This window comes from Vibrio sp. 1249-1, from assembly GCF_033340495.1.
This window is the reverse complement of sequence record NZ_JAWOWJ010000293.1, coordinates 1-865: the sequence shown is the minus strand read 5'-3', so window position 1 is coordinate 865 and position 865 is coordinate 1. Positions and strand designations below refer to the sequence as shown.

Here is an 865-nt window from a genome sequence, read left to right as displayed (position 1 = left end):
CAGTAAACACCGTCGCTTTTTACTTTCATGAAAAAGCTTGGGCAAGTGTTCCCGCTTTAAAAGCTCGTCAATTCATGACCAAGCTAAAAACCGCGAGTTTCGCAACGGTACACTTTAGCGTAGCGTTTACGGTGGTTTACTTGTTAACGGGTGATGCATTTATCGGTGGCGTTATGGCAATGCTAGAGCCATCATTAAATACCGTAGCCTACTACTTCCACGAAAAAGTTTGGTTACGTAAATCGTCTGATCAGAGCTCAGCGCCGCATTTTTGCTTCCACAAACACGCTTAAGAGCGGGTCGAAACCGAAGCAACAGCGAGCTCAAACCGATTCATCATTGACAATGTTGCGCACCGCAATTAAATTAATTGCGGTGCGCAACTTATTATAGGTAACTTAAGATGAATCCTCGTCAGCTCAGACATTACTCCCGACAGACCGTCCGCTTGTTAGGTATGCTTGATAAACAATGTGGCGAGGTTACCCTCACCCCAGTACAAGCTCATGCCTTGGGCGAGATCCAATTACAGCCACTGACTATCAATCAACTGGCGCAGCAGCTTAACGTAGATAAATCCAATGCCAGCCGCACCGTAACTGCTCTCATCAAGCAGAGCCTCGTTGAGAGCATCGAAAATCCAAAAGACAAGCGCAGCCAGTTCATCGCTTTGACCGAGCAAGGCCAACACGCGCTATCTCAACTCGACCAACAACAAAATACTTTCTTCGAATCATTGCTATCCCATCTGGACGAAAACGAGCAGCAACAGCTCAAACAAGGGCTTGAAGTGTATCTAAAAGGCTTAACCAAAGTATGCCAAGCAAACCAATTTGTTCTTCGCCCACTCAGCAAGGCCGATAAC

At 46.4% G+C, this 865-nt stretch carries 2 protein-coding genes; both read left to right on the top strand.

What is annotated here, in order from left to right; genetic code table 11:
- On the top strand, positions 1-293 hold a 293-nt coding region (locus tag R7Z50_RS25935; RefSeq protein WP_318149533.1), incomplete at its 5' end, for a DUF2061 domain-containing protein.
- 110 nt (positions 294-403) lie between these two features.
- The coding region (locus tag R7Z50_RS25930; RefSeq protein ID WP_318149532.1) for a MarR family winged helix-turn-helix transcriptional regulator at positions 404-865 on the top strand (462 nt) is incomplete at its 3' end.